Genomic DNA, 24,651 nt, shown 5'->3' on the forward strand with positions numbered 1-24,651 from the left:
TATATTAATAAATTTATAATACTTTGGAAAAACACGCGAAAATATATGTAGCTGGCCATCGTGGCATGGTGGGTTCGGCTATTGTCAGAAAGTTACAAGCTGAAGGGTATCATAATTTTGTGTTCAGAAAATCTGCTGAACTGGACTTACGGAACCAGGAAGCAGTACAAACATTTTTCGAGACAGAAAAACCCGACTATGTATTTCTGGCTGCTGCTAAAGTAGGCGGTATCCTGGCAAATAATATTTACCGGGCTGAGTTCCTGTACGACAACCTGATGATTCAGAACAATGTTATTCACCAGTCTTATGTATATGGCGTAAAAAAATTGCTGTTCCTGGGCTCATCGTGTATTTATCCAAAGCTTGCCCCGCAACCGCTAAAAGAAGATTACCTGCTTACCGGATTGCTGGAGCCAACCAATGAGCCCTACGCCATTGCTAAGATTACTGGTATCAAAATGTGTGAAGCCTACAGAAGCCAGTATGGGTGTAATTTTATTTCTGTCATGCCTACTAACTTATATGGGCCTAATGATAATTATGACCTGAACAATTCGCATGTATTGCCTGCCTTGATCCGCAAGTTCCACGAAGCAAAAATAAACAATCAGCCATCAGTTGAGATCTGGGGAACAGGTTCTCCTAAAAGAGAATTTCTACATGCCGACGACCTGGCAGATGCCTGCTATTATCTGATGCTCAACTATAACGAGCCGCAGTTAGTGAACATCGGTACCGGAGAAGATGTAACTATTAAAGAACTAGCCTTATTGATTAAAGATATTGTAGGCTACGAAGGCGAACTCACCTGGAATACCAGCAAACCAGATGGTACTCCCCGCAAATTAATGGATGTTTCCAAGCTAAAAGCTGCCGGCTGGCAATACAGCATTGGCTTGAGAGAAGGTATTGAGCGGACCTATAAAGAATTTGCTGAAAATATGGCAGAAAGTATCTGATGTATGAAAGATTGCCTATTTGGAATAGCATAAGGTATTCCTCATGAATAGCTATGCAATCCCACTTGCAGCTATAGAGTTAAAGTAATAATTGAATTCTAAGAATTGTAATACCAGGCGGATGTACTTATTTTTGATATAAGTATATCCGCTTTTATTTTCAAAGACATGCAAAAAATAGTACTGCTATGCATTTTACTGTTTTTGGTGATACGAATACCATCTCATAGTCAGTGTCCACAACCTGCTTTTACGCTGCCAGATACAGTTTGTATCAATGAGCCTTTTAATATTATCAACAATAGTACAAATGCAGTCCGTTATGAATGGGACTTTTGCAGTGGCGATTTAGAAAAAAAACCGACATTACAGACAGTAACTACCCTTACGACTGCTGTTACTCCTACTGATATAACGCATGTATTTGATGGATTGAATTGGTATGGCTTTGTAAGCAGTAGAGATAACCACAAACTCTTCCGGTTAGATTATGGCAGTAGCTTAGATAATACTCCTGCTATTGTCGATTTAGGTAATCCTTCAGGTTTGCTATCCCGGCCAGAGCAAATGAAAATAATTAAAGTAGGTTCTGAATGGATAGGTATGGTGGTTAACTTAAACAATTTTGTCAATGGCTTCAGTGTAACCAAACTTAACTTTGGAAATAGCCTCACTAATGTTCCTGTCGCTATAGTCGTAAATCCTTTAAAAGATTATGTTCAATTCCCTAGAGGAATTGAACTTATAAATGATAATGGTAATCTTATAGCTTTGATTGCCAATACCCAGTCGAATGTATTAACGATAGTTAACTTCGGAAACTCATTCGATAAAGAGTTAGCTGCATTAGACATAAAGTCTGTACCTTTACCTAACACCACCACCGGCCATAACATTATGGGAATCTCCGTATTGAAAGTATGTGATCAGTGGGTTGGATTAGCTGTTTCTTACAGCAATAAGATGTATAAATTACAGTTTGGTAATCAATTATTCTCAGCACCTTCTATAACTCCTATTACAGTTGCAGAATCTTTAAATCTATCTCCGGTAAAAGTATCTTTAACTACTGATTCCGGGAAATATTATGGTTTTGTTATGCATAGTAATGGAAAGTTGCTGCGACTTGATTTTGGATCAGATATGGTGACAGACACGCCTCAAGTAAAAGAAATAGCCAGTATAGTAGGTGATATGGTAGGGATGGAGCTTACAAAAACAGCAACAAATAAATATTATCTTTATACAGTCGACTGGCAAGCAAAGTATGTTTATAAACTGCCTTTTCCACAGGATTGTTCGGCTAACAATATAAATTCTACTTCAGCAAGCCCAACAAACATCTCCTACAACACAGGCGGCATACAAAAAATCACCTTAGTTGCCTATAACTCTACAGGAAATTCAAGCATATATGTAGATTCAGTATTTGTAAGACAGGCAATAACAGCAGATTTTACAGCCACAAATTTATGTGAGGGCAGCCATACACAATTTTTTAGTCCGGCTTCTCCAGTAGGCAATCAAATTAAATCCTGGCTCTGGGATTTTGGTGATGGCACCACTAGTAACGCCGAAAATCCTATTCACTCATTTGCTACAGCTGGCACAAAACCAGTAAAACTTATTATAACAGATGTATGTAACAATAGTGTAGCCTTTACTAAAGATATAGGTATTTATAAAACTTCTACAGCCAGTTTTGTAGCTCCTGTAGAGGTGTGTTCTTACGAAGAGGTCAGCTTTCAGGATGCCTCTACAATAATAGATGATACCATTGTTGCTTGGAAATGGGACTTTGGGAATGGTGATACATTGAAAATTAAAAATCCAATATATACCTATAAGCAACCTGGGAATTATGCGATAACATTAACGATTACAGGGATCAGTGGTTGTACAGTAAGTGTTACTAAATCTATCGTAGTTAATCCTGGAGCTAACGTTAACTTCTCTGTAGAGAACGCTTGTTTCGGTAACCAAACCGCTTTTAGAGATTTAACGGAATTTGGCAATGAAACGAATTTTGTAGCCAAAACGTGGAACTTTGGGGATGGATACACTTCTGATCTGCTAAATCCTGTTCACCAGTATCAGAATGAAGGCAGTTATACAGTAACCTTATCTGTACAGAATGATAGAGGTTGTACTGTCACACACAGCAAAATAATAACTATCAGCCAGCCGCCTCAACCGTCTTTCTCTTATTCTCTGGCATGCAATGGCGAGCCTACGCTGTTTTTTGATGAAAGCACAGTGCCTCAAGGTGAGATCACATCCTGGTTGTGGAATTTTGGAGATCCATCGAGTGGCGTAAGCAACCTAGCAGAAAGTCAAAATCCTTCTCATATTTTTTCTGCTTCTGGTAGCTATGCAGTTACGTTAAAAGTACAGACGATCTATGGATGTGTGGATTCTATTTCCAGAACGATACAAGTAATACAATCACCTCAAAGTAGATTTGCTTATCAATTAGACTGTACCAATAAACAGGTAAACTTTTCAGACCAAACTTTTGCTGCTGAAGCAATAACCAGCTGGTATTGGGATTTTGGCGATAACAGCAGTTCGACTGAACAAAATCCGGCACATATCTATAGCAATCCGGGAACATATACAGTAAGCCTGATTACCACTGCTGCTTCACGTTGCACGAATAGTTTTAGTCAGGCCATACAAGTAAACGATGCTCCCATTGCAGATTTTATTTTGCCAGAGTTCGTATGCATAAATACTACGTTATTGTTCACAGACCAATCTCGGGCTGCTACCAATGATTATATTATTAATTGGGAATGGGATTTTGGTAGTTTCGGAACTTCTACACAAAGAAGCCCTTCCATTCACTTCGCTTCTGAAAAATCAATCTCTATACCGGTGACTTTGAAAATCACTACCGCCGCTGGTTGTCAGGCCATGCTTACCAACAATATTTTACTTCAGGCACCTCCTGTAGTTGCTTTTGTTTATAAGGCTGTTTCAACATTTACGCCTTTGCAGTTGCAATTTTCAAGCAGCGCAGATGGCGAAATGGCCAAGTATTTCTGGGAGTTTGGTGATGGAGAAATCAGTGAAGAAAAAAATCCGGTTCATACGTATAAGCAGAGCGGAACTTATTTGGTGTCGCTGAGAGTAGAAAATGCACAAGGTTGCCAGGTTGCATTGGAGAAAGAAATCACATTGAGTACAGTTGCTGATTCATTCGAACTGAAGCTGGAATATATAGAAGCTATTCCGGTAAATGGTATGCTTCAACTAACAGCGTATATTCATAATAACAGTCCATATACCATTCAAGAATTGGACTTTGTGACAATTTTGAATGGGCAAGATGAAAACCAGGAAAACTGGCAGGGAAGTCTACAACCTGGGAAGGGACTTAAATATACTTATACAATTGCTCAAAGCAACATTTCATCTATCTGTATATTTGCTGAAGATGCAGTAAGGCAATACACCAGCAACCGGCAATGTATTAGTTTGAAAAATCAGTTTTCGTTATTAGATCCCTATCCAAATCCGGCAAACAGAATGGTAACCCTGCCTGTACTAATGCCTGCACAAAGTACCGTTCAAATATCAGTGAGAGATGTTACAGGAAGAAAGGTTTATTCCATTACATCAGATTTATTACATACCGGATTTAATGAAATTTCCCTTGGTTTAGCGCCGTTGAAACCCGGTATGTATCTGATACAGCTCAATTATGCAGGAAATAGCCTTTTTAAGAAATTTATTGTACAGTAGATAGCTGGAAAATGTACTAATAGCTAGTATTAGCTTGCATCTATATAGAAGATACTCACATTGTTGAGTATTTTTTTGTTATTTTTGAAATCTGTTAGGTGTTACTCAGCTAGATTAAATGCAAAAGTTAATTATTGATGCAAGCAAAAAGAGCATAAGCATTAATACAAAAGAACTGTTTACTTATAAGGATTTATTTGTAATCCTGGCCTACCGCGATCTGCGCGTACGGTATGCACAAACATTCCTTGGCCTGCTGTGGGCGGTAATACAACCTTTGTTTACTCTACTCATTTTTGTATTGGTATTTGGTAAAGCCATTAAAATAGATACGGGTGGCGTACCCTATCCTATTTTTGCCCTTTCCGGTTTAAGTGCCTGGACGTATTTTGCATTTGTGATGAATCAGGCAGGAAATTCCATTGTTGGAGCCCAAAACATGATTCAAAAAATATACTTTCCGCGGCTGATCATTCCATTATCAAAGGCAGTTGTGGGACTGGTAGATTTTATAGTGACTTTGCTATTTATGGCAGGTCTTATGCTATGGTATCAGTTTGCGCCATCACACAATCTTTTTTTTCTGCCCTTATTTATCCTACTTACCATTATCGCAGCCTTAGGTATAGGTATCTGGCTGAGTGCCCTCACCATCCGCTACCGGGATTTTCAGCATATTGTTCCTTTTATGGTACAGATAGGATTGTATGCCACCCCTATTGCATATCCGGCATCTATTGTTCCAAGTGAATACCAGTTGCTATACCATATTAATCCCATGGCAGGGGTGGTAGAAGGTTTCCGGTGGAGTATAACAGGAGGAAGTTCCCTTGAAGCAGTTGCTTATGTCTCCTTTGGAGTAGCTATCGTTTTATTTATATCAAGCTTGTTCTATTTTAGAAAAGTGGAAAGAGTAATGGCTGATATTGTTTAAAATTCAGTGTAGAGAAGATGTCTGATACAGCAATTAAAGTTGAAGGTTTAGCAAAGTTATATAAAATAGGTGCACCCAAAAGCAGTTCTTTAAGGGAGAGTATTGCACGGAAATTCTCGTTTCTATCACGAGACAAAGAAGAAGCTAGTAGTACAGATTATTGGGCTTTGCAAGATGTATCCTTTGAAATTAAAAGAGGAGAAGCAGTAGGCATTATAGGCAAGAATGGGGCAGGCAAAAGTACATTGCTCAAAATATTGTCCCGAATTACGGAACCAACCAAAGGCCGGATAGAAATCAATGGCCGGGTAGCTTCTCTTTTGGAAGTAGGTACCGGCTTTCATCCGGAATTAAGCGGACGGGAGAATGTATTCCTGAATGGAACGATCCTGGGTATGACCCGCCGGGAAATAAAGGCCAAATTTGATGAAATAGTGGATTTCTCTGGTGTAGAGAAGTTTATAGATACACCTGTGAAATTCTATAGCAGTGGTATGTATGTCCGCCTGGCTTTTGCTGTAGCGGCGCATCTCGAGCCTGAAATATTAATTATCGATGAAGTATTAGCCGTAGGTGATGCAGAGTTTCAGAAGAAATGCTTAGGTAAAATGAGTGAAGTGGCAGGGCAGGGAAGAACAGTAATATTCGTTAGTCATGATATGCAGGCTGTATCCAGATTAGTTAGTAGCTGTGTGTACTTAAAGCAAGGGGTAATAGTAGCAAAAGGGGAAAAAAATAAGATGATTAATAAATATTTAGAGGATATTAACCCTGGAAAGAATGAGTTAGCCTATGTTGATCCAATACTTGAGAACAAGCCCAAAATAACTGCTATCAAATTAGAAACATCAAAGCCAGGTAATTTTCATGTTAATGCTGATTGTTTAAAAGTATGGGTTAATATTTCTATCCCATATAGAATTAAAAAGACTTGCATTACTCTACAAGTAAAAGATAACAGGGGAATAGCTTGCTTGGACTTCTCCTATTTTGATACAAAGTTAGTATGTAGTGATGCTGGTACGTACCAGCTTGAGTGTGTTTTCCCTTCATTTAGATTATATATGGGTAGATATACAATAACAGCTTATTTTGCTGAACCTCCTGGCGGAGAGTTTTTCCAGCAGATAGAGAATGTTTGTCCCTTTGAAGTAGTAATGTATGGTGCTACAAGAGGCGATTGGGAATGGCAACCATATACTACAATTTATACAGAAGAATATAATTGGTATATAGCCGAAAGCTCTACTATTCTAATTCCTAATACTAATTAATTTCCTAATACGATTTAATGTTTTTTACAGAGCATTTCAGCAGAGATATTATAAATGAACAAAATAAAAAGCCCATTAACAGGTTCTTTGAACACAACTTTAGAACGTTATATAAATAGTAAATATATTATAGAAGGCTACAAAAAATACTTAAATATAGATGTAACAAGATTTTTTGAAACTCAGAATAAAGTTAGTATATACAGATGTAATGATACAGGTTTTAGGTTTTATTATCCCTTTGATATTGATGGAGATCCAAACTTTTACAAAGATTTGCAAAAGATCGATTGGTATTATAGTGACTGGCGCTGGGAAAATGAAATAGCTAACAACTTGATCAATCCAACTGATAAAGTTTTAGAGATAGGCTGCGGCAAAGGTGTATTTTTAGAAAGGCTTACCAAAAGAGGTATAGAATGTTTAGGGTTAGAACTTAATGATGATACAGTAGCAATTGGAGAATTAAATAATATAACAATACTGAACGAAAATATAGAAGATCATGCCAATTTAAATCCTTCTACATATGATTGGATTGTTACATTTCAGGTTGTTGAGCATATAGCCTTTGTTAAATCCTTTATTGAAGCATCATTGAAAGCACTTAAACCAGGAGGAAAATTAATTATTTCAGTACCTAATAATGATGCAATTTATTTTAGTTTTCATAAAGAAATCGAATTAGAACTTGCTTTTCAACAACGTATATTATTAATGAATATGCCACCTCACCACATGGGTTTATGGAATTCATCTTCATTAAGCAAGTTAGACTTAGTATTTAATTTAAATGTTGAGAAAATCTATAAAGAACCATTTCCTGAGCATAGAATAGATTTAGTGAGTGAAATTTTTGCGAAAAAATATATGGGCTTTAACAACTATTTAATTAGAAAAATATTTAAAAGTATTATCTATAGATTTAAAAAGACGGTGAATTTAGAGGGTACTACTGTACTTGCGGTGTATTCTAAACCATTTTAATTTGCATTATATATAAACTTTTGTTTAGAGCATATAATAGTGTTAGTTAAATATATGAGAATTGCTTTTGTTTCAACCATGTCTGGCACTCCTTGGGGAGGGAGTGAAGAGCTATGGGTAAAAACTGCTCTTGAGGCCCTCAATCAAGGCCATACTATATTAGCATCGGTTATTGATTGGAATGGCATTCATAAAAAACTTCAAGTGCTACAAAATAATGGTGCTTTAATTCATCTACGACCTCGATTCAGAGAATATCCTAGCAATTTACTCTCGCGCATAAAAAATAAAATAGATCGCACTATATTTAACTCAAACCCTTACTTCGAAGAGATTAAAGATATTATCGATTTCGAACCTGATGTCGTTATTTTTAATCAAACAGGGACTTATGGAGTATTATGGGCTAATTCGTTAACTTATTTATTAGATAATTTCTCAATAAAATATTATTTGATTTGCCATGGCAGCTCAGAACATGACGTTCTCCCTTATGATTTAATAAAAAAAGCTAGAAAAATTTTTGAAAATGCAAGCCTAATAATATTTGCTTCTAAAAGAAACCATTTAAATGCGGAGAGAGAACTAGCTTGTAAAATCGAAAACTATAAGATAATTAGAGAAACGTTATCAATTGATGACCTTTCTGTTGTTGATTGGCCATCGGAAGACAGGGTAAGTTTTGCATCTGTTGGTAGGTTAAGTATTGGTGATAAAGGTCAAGATATACTTTTATCAATATTTAACCAACCTCATTGGAGAACTAGAAATTGGAGGTTAAACCTCTACGGTGAAGGAGACGATGAACGATATTTAAGAGATTTATCTAAATTTTACAATATCAGCGATAGAGTAAATTTTTGTGGATATCGTAATATCAGAGAAATTTGGACGATTAATCATTGTCTTTTGATGCCCTCAATTATTGAAGGCACTCCTATTGCATTAATGGAAGCAATGATAATAGGAAGGCCATCTGTAGTATCTGATGTTGGTGGCAATGCTGAGGTGATCACAGAAGGATTAACAGGTTTTGTTGCTGGAACTTATCATGTGAATTGCTTCAGTAAGGCGATTGAAAGAGCATGGGCAAGTAAAGAAGAATGGAGAAACATTGGACTTGAAGCACATTATTGGTCTTTAAATAATCTCGATCTCTATAGCCACAAAACTTTTTTACAGTATATTCTAAATTAATCTTCATAATTAATGTATGTCTCTCCATTAGTGTCTATTGTTGTTCCTTGTTTTAACTATGGCCATTATATACTTGAAACTTTGACCTCCGTTTTAGAGCAAAGTTTTCCTCATTGGGAATGCATTATTGTGGATGATGGTTCAACAGATAATACACGAGATGTGGTAGTAAAATTTGTAGAGAAGGATGAAAGATTTAGGTATATCTATCAACCAAATAAAGGAATGTCAGGAGCAAGAAATACCGCTTTTAAAATGGCAAAGGGTTCATATATACAACTGCTTGATGCTGATGATTTGCTTGAGTTTGATAAGCTCAATGTTCAGGTAAATTTTTTGCATAATAATCCTGATGTTGATATAGTATATAGCGATGTTCGTTTTTTTACTGATAAAGATAAAAATACATTGTTGCTAAATTATCCTGGTATGGACGGTATCATTCCTATGCCTCGTATATCAGGAAGAGGTGCAACGATAGTAAAGGCATTTTTGAGAGGAACAATAAAAATAAATACTGCTTTATTCAGAAAGAGTATCTTAAATAAGATCGGATACATGGATGAGAAGCTTACTATAGCTGCAGAAGACTGGAATTTCTGGTTAACAGCAGCTATCTATAAATTAAAATTTTTTTATCTTGATATTCCCGATACGTGTGCTCTGGTAAGAGCACATAGTGAAAGTGTAAGTATGCCAGATAGTAAAAAATTACTAAAGACAAGGCCTTCTACAGAAGCTATGCTGGAGTCAATATATGAAACTTATAGTAGTCTTGAATTACTAAAAAAATTAGATTCAAAGGTTGTAAGTGAGATATTCGGTAATAAAGCATTAAATGAAATATCTGCAGGAGATATTAAGAAGGGCTTATATTATTTATATTTAAATATTCTGTGGGGGTATAGAAAGCTTTATTATTTACATCATGGCATATACCATTTAAAAGAAAGATTGATAAAAAATATAATTATCTAGTGAATATCCTTTTTTCTATTGGCACACTTGATGTAGGAGGAGCACAAACTATCGCTTTAAGATTGGCTTCGGAGTTTGCCGCAAAGCAAAATTATAATGTATATTTTTATAATGTGGCTTCAGAAAAGATTGAGTCAGAAATGGTAGAAGCTATATTAACTTCGCAAGTTAAATTTCTTTCCATCTATAATTATCCCATAATAAATTTTTTATTATGGAAGGTAAATGGAATTTTGAAACTAGCTGGTATCAGCTACAACTTCAGAGAAAAAGCTAAAGAGTGGTATTTTAAATTTTGCATTAAAAGATATAAAATAAATTTGATAAGCAGCCATTTGATAGGTTCAGATTTGTTCTGCACCAGAATATTAAAGAAGTCTGCAATACCAATAGTTATTACCGAGCATGGTGATTATGTAGTTCATAAAAAATTAGGAGTAGAGTATCTTGAGCCACAAATGCAGGGTATATTTAGCAGAGCTAATTTTATAGTAACTGTATCAGATTACTGCAAAAAAAATATAATAGAGTTTATGAATACTGATACTAAGCCTGTACAAACAATTTATAATGGAATAACTATTGTCAAACAACAATATTATGGCGAAGCGAGACGCAAATTAGGGATTTCTGAGAAAGCCATTGTATATGGGTTAGTCGCCCGTGGAATAGAAGAGAAGGGTTGGCGCGAGGCTATAGAGGCATTTCTATGGGTACAGTCCAACACAGGAAAAGAGTTACATTTAGTATTAGTGGGAGCAGGTGAATTTTTAGATAAGTTAAAACAGATATATACTCAATATACTAGCTCTATTCACTTTGTTGGATATTCTAACAAGCCGGCTTTCTGGATTGAAAGCTTTGATGTAGGATTACTACCTACTTATTTTGAGACTTTAAGCAACACGGTAATTGAATACATATTTATGGAAAAGCCAGCAATAGTTAGTAATACTGGTGGCGTTCCAGAGGTAGTCTGTAATAATGGAGAGGTAGCTGGTGTCTTAATTGATTTAGATAAAGATGGAAAACCATGTATAAAGCAATTAGCAGATGCTATGTTGAAGTACGTTACCTCTACCAATTTAATTAAAAAACACTCTGTTATAGCTAAGAAAGCTTTTAAAAAATTTGAAATTGATAGTTGTGTTCAACAATATGAAAAATTATTTATTTATCTCACAAAGAATCAATGATTAATACGCTAAAAAATAATAAGTTCTTATTCAATGCTGTATGGTTCCTTAGAAGTTTGAGGGGAGTTACACCAGAGCAGTTAAATACAAGTTATTATATACAAAAAAGGAAGCCCATAATTGAGGCCTATTTTGCAAATAATACAATTAAAAAGTTACAAATAGGATCCTATAAAAATATTTATGATGGTTGGTTAAATGTAGATATTAACCCTCCTTCAGACAGTGTTGCTTTTTTAGATGCTACACAACCATTCCCCTTTCCAGACGCATCCTTTGATTATATTTTCACGGAACATATGATTGAGCATATAACATTGTCGGAAGCAGAGAATATGCTTTGTGAATGTTACAGAATATTAAAAAAAGGGGGTAAGATAAGGATTTCAACACCTAATATGGATGAAATAGTAGATCTAAAAGAGCCAGTTAAGGTAGTTCAGCAAGAGTATATCAGCTACAGTCTAAAAAATTATGTAGGTGTAGAATACACAGATAATCCGGCATGGGTAGTCAATAATATGTTTTATAATTTTGGCCATAAGTTTATTCATAACCTTCATACATTAAGCTTTTTGTTGAATAAAGCAAACTTCAAGCAAATTCATCAATATCAGCCTGGCGAAAGTGATGACCCTATATTCAAAAATATAGAACGTCATGGCTTGTATATTTCAGAGAAGTTCAATCAATTAGAAAGTCTAGTAGTTGAGGCTGTAAAAGAATGAAAGGTGTAAGTGTGGTTATATGCTGTTATAATAGTGAGAAAAGACTGTCTCCAACCATCAAACATTTAGCTGAACAAAATGTGCCTGATTATATTATGTGGGAAGTAATTGTTGTAGATAATAATTCGACTGATAATACAGCAAAAATTGTAAGAAGTTTATGGAGCGGCTATAAAATCAGTGAAACTATTAGGCTTAGGGTTGTAAATGAGAACCGAGCAGGCTTATCTCATGCACGGACAAGAGGTATGACTGAAGCTAGTTTTGATTTAATATGTTTTGTAGATGATGATAACTGGTTAAATAAAGATTATTTAGCAATAGTATATGAAATTATGACAGCCAATCCTTGTATTGGAGTATTAGGAGGAGTAGGGGTGGCTGAGTGTGAAATTAATTCTCCTGAATGGTTTACTTCCGTGAAAGAAAATTATGCTGTAGGCAAGCAATCTAATGTATCGGGTGATATTTCTGAAAAGCGGGGTTATGTATATGGTGCAGGTTTTGTCTTGAAAAGAGAGATTTTACAAAAGTTAGCTTCTATTAACTACTCTAGTTCTTTAACCGATAGGAGAGAAAATAAATTAAGTGCAGGTGGAGACTCTGAATTATGTTATTTGACAAGATTGGCTGGATATCTAATCTGGTATGACGAGAGGCTCACTTTCAAACATTTTATCCCAAAAGAAAGGTTAAGGTGGGAGTACTATAAGAAGTTAATACAAGGTTTTGGAGAAGCACGTTTTTATCTGGAACCCTATCGAATAATATTAAAAGGAGGAACAAAAAATTATGTGGGAAAGAATATAGTATGGCTAATAGAGTTCTGGTATAGCCTTTATTATTTGATACAGACATTCATTTTTACTCCTTTTAGTAAAGATCGAAAAGCTTTAATGGCTGATTTGATTTACCAAGCCTCTTATTGTAAAATGTTATTAATAAAAAATTACACATTTGATAAAAATCTGGAACAAATATATCAATTACAACACCATTTACTAAATAGATAATAATGATAGTGGGAAAGATTATATTTTATGCTTTTGCTTGATAGTGAAAATATTACAAGAAATCACCCGGTAAATCTTCGGCCGGAGCATCAGAGATACTTCGAAAAAGAATACAATAAAACACTTCCTTCGGTATACCTTAAAATGCATAAGAATGTATTGCTTACTAGTGAAGGAATTATATTTAAGAACTTAACACTTATTAAAGAATCTCTCTTAATGCCTGAGCATGGAACTACTTTTAATCTAAGGTATATTATTTCAGTAGTACTTCGTAGAAAGAAAGTGGTTTTGCAAGATGGTAATTATCTATTCGTATTCAACGTATGGTATCAAGGATATTTTCATTGGTTGACTGAGTGTTTACCTAAATTGTATCTGATTAAGGATTTTTTGCATCAATACACGTTACTCTTGCCAGATAATATATCATCATTTCATCGATCGAGCCTAAAAGCTTTTCAATTTAAAGAGATTCTGTATTTTTCTACAAACGAATACTTAGCCATTCCTAACTTGGATATTATTACACAGCTTGCTGAAACTGGCAGTTATAATATACAGCTCATAAAACATATGCGGAGTTATTTTAATGACTACTTCTCTTTTACTGAAACTTCTATTTTAGCGGAGAAAATATATATATCACGCAGAAAAGCATCACGCAGAAAAATTATTAATGAGGAGCATGTAGAAAAGTTACTCTCAGATGCAGGTTTTTATTCAATAATAATGGAGGACTTCTCTTTTGAGGAGCAAATTGCTATAATGCGTCAATGCAAATATCTAATATCTATGCATGGTGCAGGGTTAACAAATATGTTATTTATGCCTACTAATACCTGCGTTTTAGAATTTAGACCAGAAGGAGATGAATCTAATTTATGCTATTTTTCTTTAGCTTCTGCATTAAATATCTTCTATTTCTATCAGTTTGGCCTACCTAATAATCTTAAAAATATCCATAATGCCGATATCCTAATAGATGTACCTTTACTGCAACAGACAGTTGAGCAGATGTTAAAATATTAATCCTACATAAGTGATCAGCAATACCATAAAAAAAATATTTACCGTATTTGGCCTTGAAATAAGGAGGAAGCAGTTGCAGAAGAAACAACTTATAACACCTCAGCGTACTTCCATGCAGGCCTCTCTACAGCACATAAAATCTTTGGGATTTAACCCGCAAACAATAATCGATGTGGGAGCAGCTCATGGAACCGATGCGCTTTTTAATGTTTTTCCAGATTCGAAGCATATATTGATTGAACCGTTAAAAGAATTCAAGGAACGGCTTACTGCTCTAAATAAAGAATACAGCATAATTTATATTCCTAAAGCGGTCGGCGCTCAAAAAGGAGAATTAAAAATAAATGTACATCCTGATTTATATGGTACCTCATTACTTCAGGAAACAGATGGAAACTTATACGATGGAATAGCACGTACAATAGAGGTTACTACTTTAGATGATATTTATAAGGAAAATGCTCTAGTTGCTCCAATTATATTGAAGGTAGATGTGCAGGGATATGAAATACAAGTATTGGAGGGAGGGAGCTTAGTGATGCAGCAAGCAGAGGTTGTTGTTTTGGAATCATCCTTGTTTAAATTCATGAAAGAGGGTGTAGACTTTTATGAAATAATTCATTATATGAAACAAAAGGGGTTTGTTGTGTATGATATGGTAGAAGGGCATAATCGTCCTTTAGATGATGCTTTGGCACAGGTAGACTTAGTCTTCGTGAAAGAAAAAGGACAACTTCGGAATAATCATAATTGGGCTACTCCTCAGCAACGTAGGGAGTTACAGGAAAGAGTAAAACATTATAATTAATATTAGCTATGAGTGAGTTATGTGTTGTGGTGATGTCATGTGATAAGTATTCTGATATATGGCAATCATTTTACACCTTATTTGATAAATACTGGTCTGACTGTCCTCTTAAGGTATATCATATATCAGAAACAAAAAAGCTGAATCATCCTAAAGTAGTTTCGTTGGTTGCAGGTGCAGGAACAGAGTGGAGTGAAAGATTAGCTTGGGCTTTAGCTAAAATTCCAGAAAGATATGTGCTATTCCTACTGGAAGATTATTTGTTGATAGATTATGTAGACACTAAAAGAATTATAGATTTAGTAAACGTTATCAAAGCAGAAGAAGCAGGTTACATGCGTATTTTTCCTTGTCCTGCACCAGATATAAATTATAAAGAATATAAAGATATTGGGCTAATTCTTAAACATAGCCCCTATAATGTAACTACTCAAGCCACTATCTGGGACAAAGAAATACTAAAAAGTATACTTGTACCTACAGAAACAGTTTGGAAGTTTGAAATAGAAGGCTCTAAAAGAACTACACAAATAGAAAAGATCTTTTTAGGCTTACAGGAGAAAAATAGCAGGATCTTTAAACCAAGTGATTATCCTTACCCTTACTTTTGCACAGCTGTATTTAAAGGTAAATGGATGCGTGGTGCTGTAGAACATTGCACTAAGGAAGGTATCAAGTTAGATTTAGAATATAGGCCAGTAGAAAGTAGTATGGATGAATTTTACAGAGTTTATTATCCTAAGTCTCCAGTTTTTATTCAACACATAATGGATTTTGTAAAATCCAGGGTATAACATTAAAACATTCTAAAATGATATCACTGAGCAAGCCTGTTCTAAAAAAGATTTATAAAATGCAAGGGAAAAAAAGGTTTCATAAATTATTTGAAATTATGCATAATCTTTCTTTGCCTGGAATGAATTATGGGGGGGGAGGAGATATAATGTTGAGTGGAGAAAAGTTTGTACTGGAATACTTACAGAAAACATTAAGTCAAAAACAATGTATAACTGTTTTCGATGTAGGCGCAAACATTGGGACCTTTACGAGGGAAGTGCTTGCTACACTAGGCGAAAAAGCTCAGGTTTATTGTTTTGAGCCATCGGCATATACTTTTAAAATTCTGTCTAAAAATATAGGTAGTTGCCCGAAGGTTAAGCTTTTTAATATAGGATTAGGAAGCACCAATACTGATAAATTATTATTTTACAATGATAAAGGTTCTATTTTAGCTTCTATGTATGAGCGTGACTTATCTAAATATAATGTAACGCTTGACAAGCAAGAAATAGTTACACTCGAGGAACTGGATTCTTTTTGTAATAATAATAAAATCTATAACATAGATTTCCTTAAATTAGATGTAGAGGGTTTTGAATTTGAGGTATTGAAGGGAAGTAAAAGTATGATAGCTAATAGAAAAATAGACCGTATACAATTTGAATTTGGAGGTACACAAATTGATTCAAGAACCTTTTTTAGAGATTTTTTTCTTTTGCTTTCGCCAAGTTATAACATCTACAGGATATTAAAGGATGGATTATATCTTATAGATAGGTATACGGAAAGTCTTGAGATTTTTCTGACTTCTAACTTTTTAGCAGAGCTAAAAGCATAATCTATAAATTAGAATGAAGTTTTTAAGCAATAAATTCAGCACAGGCTTAAATCTGTACAGGAAATTCCTTCATCCCTTTGGAAGCCCTGTACGTATTATACCAACTATTACGAAGTACCTGTCCTATTTTTCTGATTTAAAAAAATATAAGCAGATGAATAGAGATGAAAAGATAAAAATTGCGGATTTAAAACCCATTTTATTAGAAAAGACGAGTATCCAGCCTTTCGATAGTCATTACTTTTATCAAGATATATGGGCGTTCAAAAAAATCATGCAATCTAACACTGCCAATCATGTGGATATTGGCTCAAAATTGGATTTTGTTGGTTTTCTGACTGCAATTACTAAAATTACATATATTGACATCAGGCCAATGTATGCCAATCTGGAAAATTATGAAGGTAAGCAAGGAAGTATATTGAACATACCATATAAGGATAATTCTTTGACATCAATCTCTTGTTTACATGTAGCTGAGCATATAGGTCTAGGCAGATATGGAGATCCCATAGATCCTGCCGGCACTATAAAAGCTTGTAAAGAATTAATGAGAGTTCTAAAAAAAGAAGGTAACCTGTATTTTTCTTTACCAGTAGGAAAATATAAAATTTGCTTTAATGCGCATAGAGTACATTCGCCAGAGCAAATCATAGATTATTTTAGAGGATTGAAATTAAAAGAATTATCTGGTGTAGATGATAAAGGAAATTTTGTGCAAAATATAGATATAGAAACCTTGAAGAATGCTGAATATGCCTGTGGCTTATTTCATTTCGTAAAGCAATAGATCTAATAAGTATGAAAACTATACTCAAAAAAATACTTTATCCTGTAGCCGGAAGATACATCCGAGCATTTCAAGAAGAAAAACAGATAAGTCAATGGAAAAATGCAGGTAGTCCTGTACCTCCAATACATATTGTCAAGCAGCGGGAGATCAAGAAATATACTGGTATATACAATATTAAAACTTTAGTAGAAACAGGTACTTATCAAGGAAATATGGTGGAAGCAATGAAAAATAATTTTGATGCAATATTTTCTATAGAACTAGATGAAGATCTGCAAGAGAAAGCGAAGAAGAAATTTTCTGCTTACAATCACATCAGAATACTGAAAGGAGATAGTAGTGAAGTGATAGGTAATCTTCTTACAAACGTAATTAAAGAAAGATGTTTATTCTGGCTGGATGGGCATTATTCTGGCGGAGTTACAGCTAAAGGTGCTTTAAATACGCCCGTACTTCAAGAACTTATACATATTAAAAATCATATCATTAAAAATCATATTATATTGATTGACGACTTACATTGCTTTGATGGAACAAACGATTATCCGACTCTAGAGGCTTTGAAAAAATTTGCACAAGAGAATTTCCCCAGACATAACATCCAAACGGCTTATAATATAATTTACCTTTTGCCTAATTAATACTTCACGGTTTTGCTAAAAAATAATTTTCCACGGATCTCTATTATTACCCCCTCATATAATCAAGGACAATATATTGAGCAGACTATACAATCTGTTTTAAATCAGAATTATCCTAATTTAGAATATATAGTTATTGACGGAGGAAGTACTGATGAGTCAGTGAAAATAATTAAGAAATATGAGAGATTTTTAACTTATTGGATAAGCGAAAAAGATAAAGGACAGAGTGATGCTATCAATAAAGGCTTGCAAAAAGCTACCGGAGACATCATTAATTGGCTAAATGCAGATGATTATTATGAGCCAACCGCTTTGTTGAAAGTTGCTAAAGTTTTCAATCATACAAATGCTTTGATGGTAAGCGGAAAAAGCCGTTTGTTTAAGAATAAAAATGAAACTGTGGAATATTCCAGTGGTACATGTATTTATCCCGGAAATCTGGCCAAGACTATTGGATGGGCAAAAATCGATCAACCTGCTACTTTTTTTCATTCTTCAGCTATTCAGAAAATAGGTCTATTAAATAATAATCTTCATTATATAATGGATAAAGATTGGTTGATACAGTATTTATTTCATTTTGGCCTTGACAAAATTGTCCAGATACCTGATGTACTTGTTAATTTCCGGCTTCACGATAATTCCAAAACAGTTTCACTGAAAGAAAGCTTCGTGGTAGAAAATGATGCCTATTACTGTACTTTAGCTAATGCTTTCAATCTTCATCATTTCACAAGATCGCTAAATCATGCTGTATTCAAAGACGATCAAGTTACCTTAAAGAACCTGCAAAATTGTGATATTAAATTAGTTGAAGCAGCATTAAATTATTATATGCTGTTGAAAGCCATAGAAGCATATATTGTATATAATAAAAGTCTAACGAAGAAATTTTTTAATAATATAAAGGCAGATATACTTGCAATGGAAGATAGACAGTTATGGCAGAGACTAGGTTTTAAAATCAAATACGTTCCTTTTGTTTTAATTAAGCTTTTAAAAAAACAGTGAAAGTTTCACTTATTATTCCTACTTACAATGGCGCAAGTAAAGTGCTAAATATACTGAAAGCTTTAGAGAAACAAACCTTTCGAAATTTTGAAGTGATTGTTGTTATAGATGGCTCTTCAGATAATACTAAAGAAACTTTAGAAAATTTTAAAACAGGATTAGATTTAAAAATTTTTTATAGACAGAATGGTGGCCGAGCTGTAGCCCGAAATACAGGTGCTCGAGAAGCTAAAGGAGACTTATTAATATTTTTTGATGACGATATGCGTCCTATGCCTGATTGTGTGGAGCAACATGTGACTCATCACCAGAAATACATAAATTCTATTTGTGTAGGAAGCGCCATGGATGATAGAAATTTTGTAAAAACTGATTTTCATGCCTTTCGAATATATATTAACAACACATGGAGCAAAAATCTGCCTGTTTATCCTATACCAATGAATAGCCATAATCTGCTTTTGGCAGCAGCTAACTGCTCTATAAACAAAATGTCATTTCTACAATTGGGTGGCTTCGATGAACGATTGACTGATGCAGAAGATTTTGAGTTAGGTACAAGGGCGCACGAGAAAGGTTTTTCAATTTATTATAATTCTCAGGCACGGGCATTTCATGATGATCCGGTGACTTGTCGTTCGTATATTCGTCGTCAACGGGAATATACAAAAGCACACATAAAGCTACATAAAATACGGCCGGAAATTGTTGGGAACTATAGTAATGCGAGTATTTATAAGCCATCTCCGCTGAAGAAAGTTGTATTTTGTCTTTTTGCTAATAAGTTTTTTGTTCATACCATTGATCATTTTAACTTTTATCGGTTTGTTATGCCTCAAAAAGTTCGCTACAAATTATACGATCTAGTAGTTTGGGGAATGGCTAAAGTTTTTCCTGATAGACAATTATAGAAAAACCTATCGAAATTGCGGACCAGAATAACATATATACTCTCTAACATCAATAAAGCGTTAGCATTTGAATGGATTACAGACTATTTGGATAAAAATAAATTTGAACTATCTTTTATTCTGCTAAATTCCGGAGAGTCCTTTTTAGAAAGGTATTTACAAACCAAAAATGTCAGGATCTGGAGAATTCCCTATCGTGGAAAAAAAAATTTGCCCAAAGCTATTACTAAAATTTACCAGATACTTAAGCAAGAAAACACACAGCTTGTTCACTGTCATTTATTCGATGCCTGTATAGCAGGTTTAACAGCAGCTAAGCTAGCAGGTATAAAAAAACGGATCTATACCCGCCATCATGCTACATTCCATCAAGTGTATTTTCCTAGGGCTGTATGGTATGATAAATTTATTAGTGCTATGGCGACAGATATAGTAGCCATTAGTGAAAATGTAAGACAGACTTTAATAAATGAAGGGGTGAAAGCCGAAAAAATACATACTATTCATCATGGATTTAAATTAATAGATTTTCAAAATACAAGTAGCAATCAAATTCAAATTCTCAAGCAGAAATATAACACTCAGGGTAAATACCCTATAATAGGAGTTATATCAAGGTATTTTGAGTTAAAAGGAATACAATATGTTATTCCGGCCTTTCAAAAATTATTAAACTCTTATCCCGAGTCATTACTCATTCTGGCAAATGCTACGGGTAATTATGCTTCTGACATAAAACACCTTCTAAAACAACTTCCACAAATAAATTATGTAGAGATTACTTTTGAACCAGAAATCTTTGCACTCTATCAATTATTTGACATTTTTATTCATGTACCAATAGATCCTACCCTAGAGGCATTTGGTCAGACGTATGTTGAGGCATTAGCCGCCGGAATACCTTCTGTTTTTACATTATCTGGCGTTTCAGGTGAGTTTGTACAACATGAGAAGAATGCCTTAGTAGTTCCTTTTAAAGATTCTGAGGCTATTTATGAAAGTATATTAAAAATATTAGAGAATAGGGATTTAAAAAATAGATTGATAGCAGAAGGAAAGAAAGATGTGAATAAGTTTTTTGAACTGCAACAGATGATTATGAAGTTAGAACAAATGTATGAGTGAATTATTAAAAGCAATAAGGCAAAATGCATTCATTAATAAATTGGTACGTACAGGGTTAAAAAAAATCTCAGAAGTTATACCTATACTTACAAGGCTTAAAAAAAGATGGCCAGTATCAGGTATAGTAACTTTGCGATTCGAGGGGACTTCTTTCAAAGCGTATGCAGCCTGTGATGATCATATTATAAACAATCTATTTTATGAATCTACTTATGAGCAGAGAGAGCTTAAAATTATTTCAATTTTAAGTAAAAGTTGCAAAGTAATTCTAGATATTGGAGCAAATACAGGTATTTATTCAATAGTTGCTTCTCTCAATAATCCTTCGTTAAAGATTTTTGCTTTCGAGCCGCATCCTCAAAACTATGTAAGATTGCAAAAAAATGTATCGCTAAATCAACCTAATTCTGTTGTGCCGGTTCAAAGTGCTGTGGGGAACAGTACAGGAACAATAGATTTTTACATCCCTGCAGATGACAGTATAACGGATATATCGTCTGTTTCAAAAGAGTTCTCTGAAAGTATTTATCGCATGAATTTCAAGAAAATAGCTGTTGATTTAGTTACTGTGGATGAATTTTTAGAGTTAAGACAAGAGCAAAAAGTAGATGTAATCAAAATTGATGTAGAGGGATATGAATACGAAGTTATTTTGGGCGCATATAACACTATTAAACAACAGAAGCCTATTATACTTTGCGAAGTATTTTCTTCACCCTGTGAGAGCGAAGAGTCATTTAAAATAAATCATCCTAATGTATATATGTTGCAGTGTCTATTGATCGAACTGCAGTATCATATATATGAAATTGACGATAATAGTCTGAATTATCTAACCTCATTTAACTTTCCTCATAAAAACAGGAATTATATTTTTTTACATAATAAAATTGTGGATAAAAAAATAAGTATAAATAAAGACTTATATAATTTAGTATGTAATTGAATATGCTTCTCTTCTCCATTATTATTCCCACATACAACAGGGCCGATTTTATAGAAAATACTGTAAAGTCTGTGTTAAGGCAGACTTATACACAGTTTGAGGTTATCATAGTTGATGATGGGAGCACAGATGATACGGAAACAGTGGTACATTCTATACATGATAGAAGAATTACGTATTATAAGAAAGAGAATGAGGAACGGGGAGCCGCCAGAAATTTTGGAATGCATAAGTCAAAAGGAGATTATATAACATTTTTAGATTCCGATGATCTGTTCTATGAAAATTATCTGATGAATGCTTTAGAATCTATTAAAAAATACGATATTCCTTTGTTTTTTCATCTCGGCTACGAGGTTACAGATGAAAATCTTAAAAGTAAAATTAAAATAGATTACCTCAAATCTGATGACATTGCTATATTTGTAAAAGGCAATCCATTAAGTTGTTTAGGTGTCTTTCTTCACAAAAGTATTATCAGCCAATATAAATTTACAGAAGACCGTGATCTTGCCGGTTCCGAGGATTGGGAATTGTGGTTGAGGGTGGTAGCCAATTGTGGTATTAAAACCGATAACCGGATCTCTGCCGCTTTGATAGATCATGAAGGCCGGAGTGTGCTAAATTATGAAGAAGATAAATTGATCAAAAGAAAAGAACTTGCTTTAAAATATGCTTTTGAGGATAAAGCTGTTCAAGAGAAATTTGGGCCATATATGAATAAAATGATTGCTTATTGTGATTCATATATTGCTCTTCATTTGATTTTGTCTAAAAAACATAAGCAAGGCTTAAAATATATAAAAAGTGCTTTTTTCCGCACCCCCAGTTTTTTGTTTGAGAGACGGTTTGCTGCTATTGTAAAACATTATATTTTAAATTCTATTTCATAAAAAAATCCATGTGCGGTATAGCCGGCTATTATTCCAGTTCAATTTTTAACAAACAAGACTTGCAGGCGATGACTCAAACATTGAGTCACCGGGGGCCGGATGCAGAAGGGTGGTTTACAGATGAAGTTTGTGGCCTGGGGCACCGCCGGTTAAGTATTCTTGATCTTTCAGAAAATGCCAATCAACCTATGTACTCGCATAATAAGCGGTATGTGATGGTGTTTAATGGGGAAGTGTATAACTACCAGGATATTGCCCGTAAATATGACCTCGTTTTATCTACTACATCCGATTCCGAAGTTATTCTTGAAGGTTTTGTAAAACTAGGAGCAGCCATTGTTCATGAGTTGAATGGGATGTTTGTATTTGTCATTTATGATATCTTCCAGCAGGAACTCTTTATTTTTCGTGACCGGGTAGGTATTAAGCCCCTGTTTTATTACTGGGACGGACAAAACTTTGCTTTTGCCTCAGAGCTTAAATCGCTGGTGAACTTTCCTCAGATCCATAAAAAAATAGATGTTCATGCCATAGGTCATTTTCTCAGTGTGGGCTATATTCCAGCTCCTCAGACGATTTATGAGAATATATTTAAAATGCCAGCTGCAAGTATGTGTAAGCTTACACAAAGAGGCCTGGAGCAAACACCCTATTGGACTATGACCCCCTCTGCTCAAGGGAGTGTTCTGGAGAATGAGCAACAAGCAAAAACTGAATTGCATGAACTATTGAAAAGTGCAGTAAAGTATCAGCTTATTAGCGATGTGCCTTTGGGTGTATTTCTCAGCGGAGGAATTGATTCTAGCTTAGTTACTGCACTGGCAGTATCTCAATCAGCCACACGTGTTAATACGTTTTCTATCGGTTTTAAAGAACAAAAGTTTAATGAAACACAATTTTCAGGTGGTGTTGCTAAACACCTGGGTACCCAACATCATGAGTTTATTGTCTCTGTAAAGGAAGCCAGAGACCTGGTGGAAACCATGCTAGATGTATACGATGAACCTTATGCAGACTCATCCGCTATTCCTACCATGATCGTTTCGGCATTAGCCCGCAAACATGTTACAGTGGCTTTGGGGGGAGATGGAGCCGATGAGTTGTTCTTTGGGTATGGGATGTATAAATGGGCAAGCCGTTTGGCTACACCAGGTATAGGAATCCTGAAAGATCCACTGTCTATAGTACTGAAACAGCGGAGTAAATCTAAATACCAGAAAGCTTCCCGCATGTTAGATTTTGAGGATAAGCAGCATTTAGCTCATCATATTTTTTCACAGGAACAAGGTTTTTTTACACAGAAAGAAGTAAAGGAATTATTAAATGTGGATGTACAGCCGTTTTGTACAAAAAATATAGCAGCTAAATCTGGTTCCCGGTCACTCACCGCCATGGAGGTTCAGTCTTTGTTTGATTTGAATTTTTATTTGCCTGATGATTTACTGGTTAAAGTAGACAGGGCTTCTATGCAATATGGGCTGGAAGCTAGAGTTCCGTTTCTGGACCACCGGGTGGTTGAATTTGCCTTAAATCTCTCGCCCCATCTTAAGTATAAAAATGGCGTATCTAAATATATTCTGAAAGAAATTCTGTACGAATACTTGCCTGCGGAAATGTTTAACAGACCCAAGCAGGGTTTTTCTATACCGTTGCATGAATGGTTGCGCCAAGACCTTCAATACCTAATTCATGACTATCTGGATGAAAAAGTAGTAAAACAGTATGCGATAGTAGATAATGCGATGGTTCAGCAGATCAAGCTGCAATTTCTGGAAGGGAATGATTTTGTTTATAATCGCTTATGGCTATTAATTGTGTTGCACCGTTGGCTGGTAAAGAATGTCAATTAGCTAG

At 34.7% G+C, this 24,651-nt stretch carries 22 protein-coding genes; all 22 read left to right on the forward strand.

What is annotated here, in order from left to right; all coding sequences use genetic code 11:
• Positions 1-23 precede the first annotated feature (23 nt).
• On the forward strand, positions 24-962 hold the full coding sequence (gene fcl, locus Q0590_RS21320) for a GDP-L-fucose synthase (protein ID WP_302039633.1): 939 nt from the start codon (positions 24-26) through the stop codon (positions 960-962).
• A 168-nt stretch (positions 963-1,130) separates the two neighbouring features.
• Positions 1,131-4,709 carry a T9SS type A sorting domain-containing protein gene (locus tag Q0590_RS21325; protein WP_302039634.1) on the forward strand — a complete coding sequence of 1,193 codons (3,579 nt, stop codon included), beginning with the start codon at positions 1,131-1,133 and terminating at the stop codon, positions 4,707-4,709.
• Between the two features lie 118 nt (positions 4,710-4,827).
• A complete protein-coding gene (locus Q0590_RS21330) occupies positions 4,828-5,643 on the forward strand; it encodes an ABC transporter permease (protein ID WP_302039635.1) in 816 nt (271 codons plus the stop codon).
• A gap of 17 nt (positions 5,644-5,660) precedes the next feature.
• Positions 5,661-6,917, forward strand: coding sequence for an ABC transporter ATP-binding protein (locus Q0590_RS21335; protein WP_302039636.1), 1,257 nt, complete (start codon positions 5,661-5,663; stop codon positions 6,915-6,917).
• 54 nt (positions 6,918-6,971) lie between these two features.
• Positions 6,972-7,904 (forward strand): class I SAM-dependent methyltransferase, encoded by a 933-nt coding sequence (locus Q0590_RS21340; protein ID WP_302039637.1) that lies wholly within the window; start codon positions 6,972-6,974, stop codon positions 7,902-7,904.
• Positions 7,905-7,958: 54 nt separating this feature from the next.
• On the forward strand, positions 7,959-9,101 hold the full coding sequence (locus Q0590_RS21345) for a glycosyltransferase family 4 protein (RefSeq protein WP_302039638.1): 1,143 nt from the start codon (positions 7,959-7,961) through the stop codon (positions 9,099-9,101).
• A 12-nt stretch (positions 9,102-9,113) separates the two neighbouring features.
• A complete protein-coding gene (locus Q0590_RS21350; protein WP_302039639.1) occupies positions 9,114-10,079 on the forward strand; it encodes a glycosyltransferase family 2 protein in 966 nt (321 codons plus the stop codon).
• Positions 10,079-11,275 carry a glycosyltransferase family 4 protein gene (locus Q0590_RS21355; RefSeq protein ID WP_302039640.1) on the forward strand — a complete coding sequence of 399 codons (1,197 nt, stop codon included), beginning with the start codon at positions 10,079-10,081 and terminating at the stop codon, positions 11,273-11,275. Before Q0590_RS21350 ends, Q0590_RS21355 begins: the two co-directional genes overlap by 1 nt.
• Positions 11,272-12,003, forward strand: a complete 732-nt coding sequence (locus tag Q0590_RS21360) for a class I SAM-dependent methyltransferase (protein ID WP_302039641.1) — start codon at positions 11,272-11,274, stop codon at positions 12,001-12,003. The genes Q0590_RS21355 and Q0590_RS21360 overlap by 4 nt, the downstream gene beginning before the upstream one ends.
• Positions 12,000-13,016, forward strand: coding sequence for a glycosyltransferase (locus tag Q0590_RS21365; protein ID WP_302039642.1), 1,017 nt, complete (start codon positions 12,000-12,002; stop codon positions 13,014-13,016). Before Q0590_RS21360 ends, Q0590_RS21365 begins: the two co-directional genes overlap by 4 nt.
• 27 nt (positions 13,017-13,043) lie before the next feature.
• Positions 13,044-14,048 (forward strand): glycosyltransferase family 61 protein, encoded by a 1,005-nt coding sequence (locus Q0590_RS21370; RefSeq protein ID WP_302039643.1) that lies wholly within the window; start codon positions 13,044-13,046, stop codon positions 14,046-14,048.
• Between the two features lie 10 nt (positions 14,049-14,058).
• Complete coding sequence (locus Q0590_RS21375; RefSeq protein ID WP_302039644.1) at positions 14,059-14,856, forward strand: FkbM family methyltransferase; 798 nt, start codon at positions 14,059-14,061, stop codon at positions 14,854-14,856.
• 8 nt (positions 14,857-14,864) lie between these two features.
• Entirely contained in the window at positions 14,865-15,650 is a 786-nt protein-coding gene (locus tag Q0590_RS21380; RefSeq protein ID WP_302039645.1) for a hypothetical protein, read from the forward strand.
• Between the two features lie 17 nt (positions 15,651-15,667).
• The gene (locus tag Q0590_RS21385) at positions 15,668-16,474 is read left to right on the forward strand and encodes an FkbM family methyltransferase (protein ID WP_302039646.1); all 807 of its coding nucleotides are present in this window, start codon (positions 15,668-15,670) and stop codon (positions 16,472-16,474) included.
• 154 nt (positions 16,475-16,628) lie between these two features.
• A complete protein-coding gene (locus tag Q0590_RS21390) occupies positions 16,629-17,264 on the forward strand; it encodes a DUF268 domain-containing protein (protein ID WP_302039647.1) in 636 nt (211 codons plus the stop codon).
• An 11-nt stretch (positions 17,265-17,275) separates the two neighbouring features.
• Positions 17,276-17,908 (forward strand): class I SAM-dependent methyltransferase, encoded by a 633-nt coding sequence (locus Q0590_RS21395; RefSeq protein WP_302039648.1) that lies wholly within the window; start codon positions 17,276-17,278, stop codon positions 17,906-17,908.
• Positions 17,909-17,920: 12 nt separating this feature from the next.
• A complete protein-coding gene (locus Q0590_RS21400; protein WP_302039649.1) occupies positions 17,921-18,922 on the forward strand; it encodes a glycosyltransferase family 2 protein in 1,002 nt (333 codons plus the stop codon).
• On the forward strand, positions 18,919-19,833 hold the full coding sequence (locus tag Q0590_RS21405) for a glycosyltransferase family 2 protein (protein WP_302039650.1): 915 nt from the start codon (positions 18,919-18,921) through the stop codon (positions 19,831-19,833). Before Q0590_RS21400 ends, Q0590_RS21405 begins: the two co-directional genes overlap by 4 nt.
• Before the next feature lie 15 nt (positions 19,834-19,848).
• Entirely contained in the window at positions 19,849-20,958 is a 1,110-nt protein-coding gene (locus Q0590_RS21410) for a glycosyltransferase family 4 protein (RefSeq protein WP_302039651.1), read from the forward strand.
• Complete coding sequence (locus Q0590_RS21415; RefSeq protein ID WP_302039652.1) at positions 20,951-21,904, forward strand: FkbM family methyltransferase; 954 nt, start codon at positions 20,951-20,953, stop codon at positions 21,902-21,904. The genes Q0590_RS21410 and Q0590_RS21415 overlap by 8 nt, the downstream gene beginning before the upstream one ends.
• 2 nt (positions 21,905-21,906) lie before the next feature.
• Positions 21,907-22,797: a glycosyltransferase family 2 protein gene (locus tag Q0590_RS21420; protein WP_302039714.1), complete on the forward strand. Its 891-nt coding sequence runs from the start codon at positions 21,907-21,909 to the stop codon at positions 22,795-22,797.
• Between the two features lie 8 nt (positions 22,798-22,805).
• Positions 22,806-24,647: an asparagine synthase (glutamine-hydrolyzing) gene (gene asnB / locus Q0590_RS21425; protein WP_302039653.1), complete on the forward strand. Its 1,842-nt coding sequence runs from the start codon at positions 22,806-22,808 to the stop codon at positions 24,645-24,647.
• The last annotated feature ends 4 nt before the right edge of the window (positions 24,648-24,651 follow it).

It is taken from the genome of Rhodocytophaga aerolata, assembly GCF_030503435.1.
GTDB lineage: Bacteria > Bacteroidota > Bacteroidia > Cytophagales > 172606-1 > Rhodocytophaga > Rhodocytophaga aerolata.